The organism is Bacillus sp. JJ1474 (genome assembly GCF_036965225.1).
GTDB lineage: Bacteria > Bacillota > Bacilli > Bacillales > Cytobacillaceae > Cytobacillus.
The window spans coordinates 1-7,019 of record NZ_JBALPC010000216.1 but is presented as its reverse complement, the minus strand read 5'-3'; the positions used below and the strand labels follow the sequence as shown (position 1 = coordinate 7,019).

9 protein-coding genes and 2 pseudogenes are annotated in these 7,019 nt (G+C 33.8%); 10 read left to right on the top strand and 1 reads right to left on the bottom strand.

Annotated features, from left to right (window positions below; all coding sequences use genetic code 11):
• The 5 genes and pseudogenes from V7164_RS22170 to V7164_RS22150 all read left to right on the top strand — a co-directional run.
• The coding region (locus V7164_RS22170) for a hypothetical protein (protein ID WP_335347956.1) at positions 1-183 on the top strand (183 nt) is incomplete at its 5' end.
• An 82-nt stretch (positions 184-265) separates the two neighbouring features.
• Positions 266-934, top strand: a complete 669-nt coding sequence (locus V7164_RS22165) for a DNA alkylation repair protein (protein ID WP_335347957.1) — start codon at positions 266-268, stop codon at positions 932-934.
• Positions 935-1,316: 382 nt separating this feature from the next.
• Positions 1,317-2,099 (top strand): HNH endonuclease, encoded by a 783-nt coding sequence (locus V7164_RS22160; protein WP_335355249.1) that lies wholly within the window; start codon positions 1,317-1,319, stop codon positions 2,097-2,099.
• Between the two features lie 223 nt (positions 2,100-2,322).
• Entirely contained in the window at positions 2,323-2,616 is a 294-nt protein-coding gene (locus V7164_RS22155; RefSeq protein ID WP_335355248.1) for a hypothetical protein, read from the top strand.
• A gap of 1 nt (position 2,617) precedes the next feature.
• Positions 2,618-2,878, top strand: a pseudogene (locus V7164_RS22150) (redoxin family protein); the annotation flags it as partial.
• A gap of 101 nt (positions 2,879-2,979) precedes the next feature.
• Here the strand turns inward: V7164_RS22150 and V7164_RS22145 are convergent.
• A complete protein-coding gene (locus V7164_RS22145; RefSeq protein WP_335355247.1) occupies positions 2,980-3,258 on the bottom strand; it encodes a hypothetical protein in 279 nt (92 codons plus the stop codon).
• A 115-nt stretch (positions 3,259-3,373) separates the two neighbouring features.
• Here V7164_RS22145 and V7164_RS22140 point away from each other — a divergent pair, with 115 nt between their 5' ends.
• The 5 genes and pseudogenes from V7164_RS22140 to V7164_RS22125 all read left to right on the top strand — a co-directional run.
• Positions 3,374-4,408: an ABC transporter permease gene (locus V7164_RS22140; protein WP_335355246.1), complete on the top strand. Its 1,035-nt coding sequence runs from the start codon at positions 3,374-3,376 to the stop codon at positions 4,406-4,408.
• A 1-nt stretch (position 4,409) separates the two neighbouring features.
• Positions 4,410-5,096: an ABC transporter ATP-binding protein gene (locus V7164_RS22135; RefSeq protein WP_335348129.1), complete on the top strand. Its 687-nt coding sequence runs from the start codon at positions 4,410-4,412 to the stop codon at positions 5,094-5,096.
• A 270-nt stretch (positions 5,097-5,366) separates the two neighbouring features.
• Positions 5,367-5,630, top strand: a pseudogene (locus tag V7164_RS22130) (tyrosine-type recombinase/integrase); the annotation flags it as partial.
• A 614-nt stretch (positions 5,631-6,244) separates the two neighbouring features.
• Positions 6,245-6,361: a site-specific integrase gene (locus V7164_RS25750; RefSeq protein WP_438823986.1), complete on the top strand. Its 117-nt coding sequence runs from the start codon at positions 6,245-6,247 to the stop codon at positions 6,359-6,361.
• 161 nt (positions 6,362-6,522) lie between these two features.
• Positions 6,523-7,019 (top strand): tyrosine-type recombinase/integrase (locus V7164_RS22125; protein WP_335355245.1); only part of this gene is annotated, 497 nt, incomplete at its 3' end.

Here is a 7,019-nt window from a genome sequence, read left to right as displayed (position 1 = left end):
TTATATTACGAACGGGGGCGTTTCTTTAAAAAGGAATGCTCTTTTCGTATCCAATTAAAAGGAAGTAAATGTTTTAATTATATTAAAGATGGTTGCTCTTCTATTATAGGTGGAGAAAGCTTTAATACGATATATGCTACAATATTAAAAAAGGTAAACTTTGGAGGCACACCACTGCAATAAGACTTATAACGAAATTAAGTTCTTGATATATCCCGTCAAGGACATATTATGAAACAGTGCTTTAATAAAGGAGTTGTATAAAATGGATGAAAAAAAAGATACAGAAATAAAACGCTCTTCAAAAGCAGAAAACATTCTACCTCAGATCAATAGTAAAACTAAGCTAGGCGACTTACGAAAAATCGCGAAGGACATTAAAAAAGATCACGAACTATCTATGGAACTTTGGTCAACCGAAGAGTTTTTGCCCAGACTATTAGCAATCTTAATTATGGACAAAACACTTCTTGCACAAGATGTGCTAAATAAGCTTGATAAGGATATGCAGACTCACACTTTTGATGAGCGAAATAACTTAATGGATTGGTTAATGGCTAATCAGCTCACCAAAGACAAGAAGAAAATTGCATTGATGGAGTCATGGGAAAATAGTCCTTCTGCTCTTCAAAGGCGAGCTTTCTGGTATTATCAAGGGCGATTGAGATGGACTGGACAAACACCGCCTGATAACACCGCAGACTTGCTATCTGCATTAGAAGTTAATATTACGCAGGAAGACCCGGAAGTTCAATGGGCTATGAATTTCACCGCAGGCTGGATAGGCGTTTATGATGAAAAAAATCGTGCACGTTGTATTAAACTTGGTGAGAAAACGGGTCTTTACAAAGATGAAATAGTAGCAAAAGGATGTACTCCCAGCTATTTGCCGGAGTTCATTACGATTGAAGTTAACAAACGACATAATAATTAGTTACCTCTGAAAAATTTATTAGGGTTTAATGCAAAAAATAAAGGAATTCAAAGCCTCAATATGAAAATTGTAATAGGCTTTGACCGAAAAATAAAGAAAACAACGCGTTATGGCAGCTAGTTAGTGAAATATGCAAGGAAGATGTAAAGGATTAACCCACTATCTCTTTTTGATCTGTAGGGCGCTTATCTTTAAGAAGAACAACTTTCCAGCTGCGCAGTACAACGATACTATTCAATAGAGAATCGATCTTCAACAATCGGGCGCTTTTCTGTAATAAGGAACAGCGCTATTTCCGTTATAGGGCCAGATTGCTAAAAAAGTCATGCAACATTTAAAAAGCCTAGAGTTAAATTTTAATCTGTAGAAAGCAGGGATGAAAATGGGGATTCCCAATAACATTACAACAAATCATGTTCTTCAAGCGTTGAAAGAAATAGATCAAAGAGGAATAAATCCTCGAAGACAATCAACTAAGTTTGACTTATACCATAATGATAAGAGATACCCTCCGAAGGAAGTACTTAGATTTGCAAACTGGATTGCTAATGATTATGAACTTGTTGAATTTGGGGGTGGAGATGAATCAAACAATTGCCTAATTAAACTTGGGTTCATGGTTGTTTTGAAAGATACGAATAAAATCATAGGACTAGATTATACGAAAAAAAATCAACAAGGGAATGATCATTTCGTTGGGGAATTAAGTAAAAATAAAAGGGAATATGCCCTAGTGGATCAAGAGAAGATTGAAAATAATGATCTGACAAATACAGAGAAAGAGCAGTTGGTTAAGGCGAGAATTGGTCATTCAAATTTTAAAAAAGGTTTGATTGAGAGAGAATGTAAATGTAGGTTATGTGGTTTTACAGATAAAAGATTCCTGATTGCTAGTCATATTAAACCTTGGAGTCAGTCCAGTAACGAGGAAAGACTGGATTTGGTTAATTGCTTTTTGTTTTGCCCAAATCATGACGCTTTATTTGATAAAGGGTTTATAACTTTCGATGAAAATGGGGGAATTATCATTTCAAAGCAAATAGATGAAGTTACAAAATTATTTTTGAATATTAATGATGGAATTCAAATAAAGGTGAGTAATGGACAACGTCAGTATTTGGAATGGCATAAGGATCATGTGTTTGTGAGGGATTCAGTTTACTAGGAAACCAATGTCTTATATTGCTATGTTAGTGCTAGTGAAGCCATACATGGCTTATTTGTTTTTATGATAAATGGTTATTCAGCAAACGGGCGCTTATCTGTAATTAGGATCAGCCGCTTATTTTCATTTAAGGACCACTTAATTTAATATAAATGAAACCATTAATTAGGTACTTCGAAACTATAAGTAAAGGAAAAAGGCTTTTTTAAACGAAGAGAGTAAATTGAGAACAAAGGTGAAAATTATTATTTCATGGTTTTTAAAGGTACATAAGGGGGACTATAAAATCTTTAATAAAAAGTATGAATCTAAAGAAAATGTTAAAGCAGAGATTTTAATGTCTGGTCAATCTCTTTCATTTGAACTTAACGAAAGTGAAACAATAACACTGATTGAGAAATTAGAGGAAGCATCCTACGATTATAAAAAATTGGATTCTATAAAGTTATTTCATCTTGACGGTAGATTAAGGTCAGTTATTAACCCGTTACAAATATCAAGAATTTGGTTTTCTTAATACTATTAGCGCTGATTTACCGTTTGCACAGAAAAGTTGGTGTGCAGCAAATGGTATTGAGAATGTACAAACATTATCAGATCATCGTTATCTTTCATTCGGTGAAGCATATGGTGTTGCTATCCAAGAACTTCGCTTATTAGCACGTACTATTTTTGCTGTTGATACAAACGACAAAGTAACATATGTTGAGTATGTAAATGTATCAACAGACCACCCAAATTATGAAGCAGCATTAGAAGCAGCTAGAGCAGTATTATAAACAAGTAGAGTTATTTTTGCAGCTCATAAGCATTTTTCAATATATCGCAATCCGGCGCTTTCCTGAAACAAGGTTAGCGCTTATTTTCATTTTAGGGCCATTTAATGGAGTAAGAATATCAAGAAAAATTGAATACTTATGGTAATGATAGTATGTGTTTGTGAAAGGTTGTACTTAAACGCAATGCGATTGAACCAATAATATCGATAGAATGTAAGCCTTATTGATATATTCATAGAATCAAAGATATTTCTTAAAATATCAGCTATAAATAGCCCGCCAACATAGTCTGGCCAAGTAAATCCAGTAAGGTTGTTTAACAATATTACCATTAATGTCCCAAGACCCATTGATATGAGGATAACGAATACACCATTCATTAATGATAACTTCCACCTGAACTTTCTTTATTTTTAAATGTAATTTCTTGTTCATCTTCTGTTCATATACGGATTATAAACTAAGGATGTAAATAAGAAATTGGAGGAATGAATAATGAACCTTGCGTGGAAAGAAATGAAGAAAAATAAAGTAAGATTTTTAATATTAGGCTTCATTGTATTTCTAGTTAGTTTACTAACTTTTATTATATCAGGTTTAGCAAATGGATTATCACAAGACAATGCTGCATTAATAAAAAATTTACCAGACGGGCAATTTTACATGAATGATAAGGCAGACGAAAACTATAATCTATCGAAAATAGAAAGTAGTATTCAAGAAAAATTGTTGAATGATCAGAAAGATGCTACAGCACTATCTATTCAAATGGGTTTTTTAAATGATAAGGATGATAAACAACAAAGCGTTGCTTTTGTTACTTCAACACAAACAACATTGTTTCCAGATGTTCAAGCTGGAGAGATCATATTGGATAGCTCCATGAAGGATAAAGGGATCAAAGTTGGAGATATTTTAACGAACAATCAATTAAGTGGTGAGTTTATTGTAAAAGGTTTTGTTGAACAAGAGAAGTTCAGCCATGCACCTGTCGCTTTTATTAATATAGAGAACTACAAAGAAATGTATAGAGTAGATGAAATGCAATTAATTTTCATACCAGGAGAGGACTCTTCTCAAGAATTTACGGGCTTACAATCATTTTCAAATAAAGATTTTCTAAATACCATTTCAAGTTACAGCGCTGAACAGATGTCTTTAAATATGATTGTTTGGTTTTTGGTTGTCATAAGTGGAATGTTGTTTGCTATCTTTTTCTACATGATGAACGTTCAAAAGATTGGTTTGTACGGTATTTTAAAAGCAATTGGTGTAAAAACAAGTAAATTATTCAAAATGATGTGGACCCAAATGATTCTTATTACAGTAACTTCACTTGCTTTTTCTATTACACTTAGTCAAGTCTTTAACATGGTTGCTCCTGAAGGAATGCCTTTTAGTTTAACCATGGTTACAACCGCACAATTGACTCTAGTATTCCTAGTTATTGGATTTATTGGAGCTACACTCTCAGGAATACAAATTAAAAAGGTTGAACCACTACAAGCAATACAACAAGGAGAGATATAATATGTCTATATTTACAATTGATAAAGTTAGAAAAACGTTTACGAATGGGGAAGTTAAGGAAGAAATACTGAAGGGAATTAACCTTTCTCTAAAAGAAGGGGAAATAACAGCATTAGTGGGTGCATCAGGTTCAGGTAAAAGTACACTACTTACAATAGCTGCAGGACTTCAACCTTCATCACATGGAGAAGTACTATTCGAAGGCAAAAATATGACTACCATGGGTTCAGAGCAAATTCGGAAAATACGAGCAAGTAAATTTGGCTTTGTCTTTCAATTTGCCCATCTAGTTCCTTTTCTCACCGTAGAAGAACAACTAATGCTCATGCTAGATGTTTCTGAATTGAAATTAAAGAAACAGGAACAAAAAAGAGAAGTGAATAGAATTCTGCAACTAGTTGGGATGGAGCATCGGAAGAATGCTTATCCATCTTCTTTGTCAGGTGGGGAAAAACAGAGAGTAGCCATTGCTCGTGCAATCATTCACCAGCCTAAAATTCTCTTCGCAGACGAACCAACCGCTAGTTTAGATTCTAAACGATCTAATGATGTTATGTCATTAATCAGAGAATTAACGAAAACATTAAATATAACTACTTTAATGGTTACGCACGATGAAGAAATGCTCTCTTATGCAGACAATATCATTAAAATGATTGATGGACGAATTTTGCAAAGTATAGAGTAAATTCATTTAATAATGATAGAAAAAGTATAAAAAGTATGATAGTTAAAAATAAACAGTAGCCCTTACTATGGAAACGAAGGGCTATTTTTTAAGTTGTAGGTATTTAAGTAATAGGAAACATTTATGACAAGCAATCTAATCGTTGATGACGATAGCAATATTCTAAACCTAGTAAATATACATTTATCCGAACAAGACTATAAGGTTTTTCAAGCCAAAGACGGTATAGATGCCTTGAAACTTCTTCAAAAGGAAAGTTGCATCAACAACATCGGACCAATGGGTACAACAAGGAGACTTACAGATCGATCTATTGAGAAGCTTGTAGAGAAATATGCGATTGCATTTGGAAAACCAGCACTAACTGATCATAAATTAAGACATTCATTTGCTACTCGTTATCATTTCGAGAATAATGATATACCAAAATTAAAGCGTCAATTGGGGCACGCATCGGTTCAAACCACAATGATTTATACTCATCTAACTAATGATGAAATGCGTACAGCTGTAAACAAAATGGACAATAAATAACACTGCAGCAGAAAGACTTTATGCAGTGTTTTCTTTTTTTAACTTGGTGAATAGAATATGAAGTGAAAGGTAACTTTAAAAGTAATCTGAGTTATATTTAGTGGTTTTGGGCAATATTGGAAAATAATCTGTAAAGAAAATAGGTATTTATGTATACAACTTTGTTTCAAAATACGGTATGTACACAAATTTAGTTCACTCGCTGTAATTTAAGTATATAGATTAGGTTCACAAAAACAGGCAGGAAAAATTGACTTTATGGATTATTAATCGAAAAATCACTTATGAACACACAACTTGGGTTCACCGTACATTTTTTTCATTTTGTCTCACTATCTTAAGTATACTTATACATTGAGACAAAATTTATTTAACTTCCGATAATATATATTATGTAAACTAGAAACAAACATAATTACAACAAGGGCTTGTGCTCTCAAGTTCCGATAAGATTCTTTATCGTCCCCTATTTTTTCGCAAGTTGACTATAATATTCATTTTTGCGACCGATAACTCTCAGGGTTCTTTCTATAAGTCGGCTAGTTCTCATAATTAATGGTTTCGAACATAATTCTCAGGGATCGACCGCATAACTACCAGGAGGTTAGAAAATTATGAATTACGTTCAAGCTGCGGATGATTATCTCATGTATTTGGAAGTCGAGAAAAGTTATTCCGTGAACACCCTTAAAAGTTACGCTTTCGATTTAAGCTCTATGGTGAATTTTTAACGGCTAACGACCGTTCATTGAACTTAGATGAACTTACTTCGTCCAGTGTACGCCGTTTTGTTCAAGACCAGGTCATCAACCATGGCATCAAGCCAAGAACCTTGCAAAGGCGTCTATCTTGCCTGAAATCATTCAGCCAATACTGTTTAAAAGAAAACTACATGAAGTCTGACTTCACAGCAGGAATCCAGGCGCCTAAATCCGATAAAAAGTTACCGAAATACATGACATTGCAGGAGCTTCACAAATTATTTGCCTATTTGGAGCAAGACCAGCGATCGCAGGCAATTAGAAATGAATTGATGTTTAAATTATTAGCTGCAACAGGGATGAGACGACAAGAATTAGTGGATTTAATATGGGAGCAAGTCGATTTAGACAACAATACGATTTTAGTTCGAGGGAAAGGGAAAAAAGAACGCCTCCTCCCCCTTCACAAGATTGTTTTACCTTTGTTTCAAGCGTATAGACAACGTCCTTCAGAACAGCAAAACTATTATAGTGAACCGATATTCTATAATAAGAATAATAAGCAGCAGAACCCACATGGACTTCATAAAATATTCAAGGAAACCTTAGATCGGTCTGGATTGCCCTCACATAGATTTTCATTGCATCATTTAAGGCATACGTTTACTACCTTACTGTTACAAGAAAA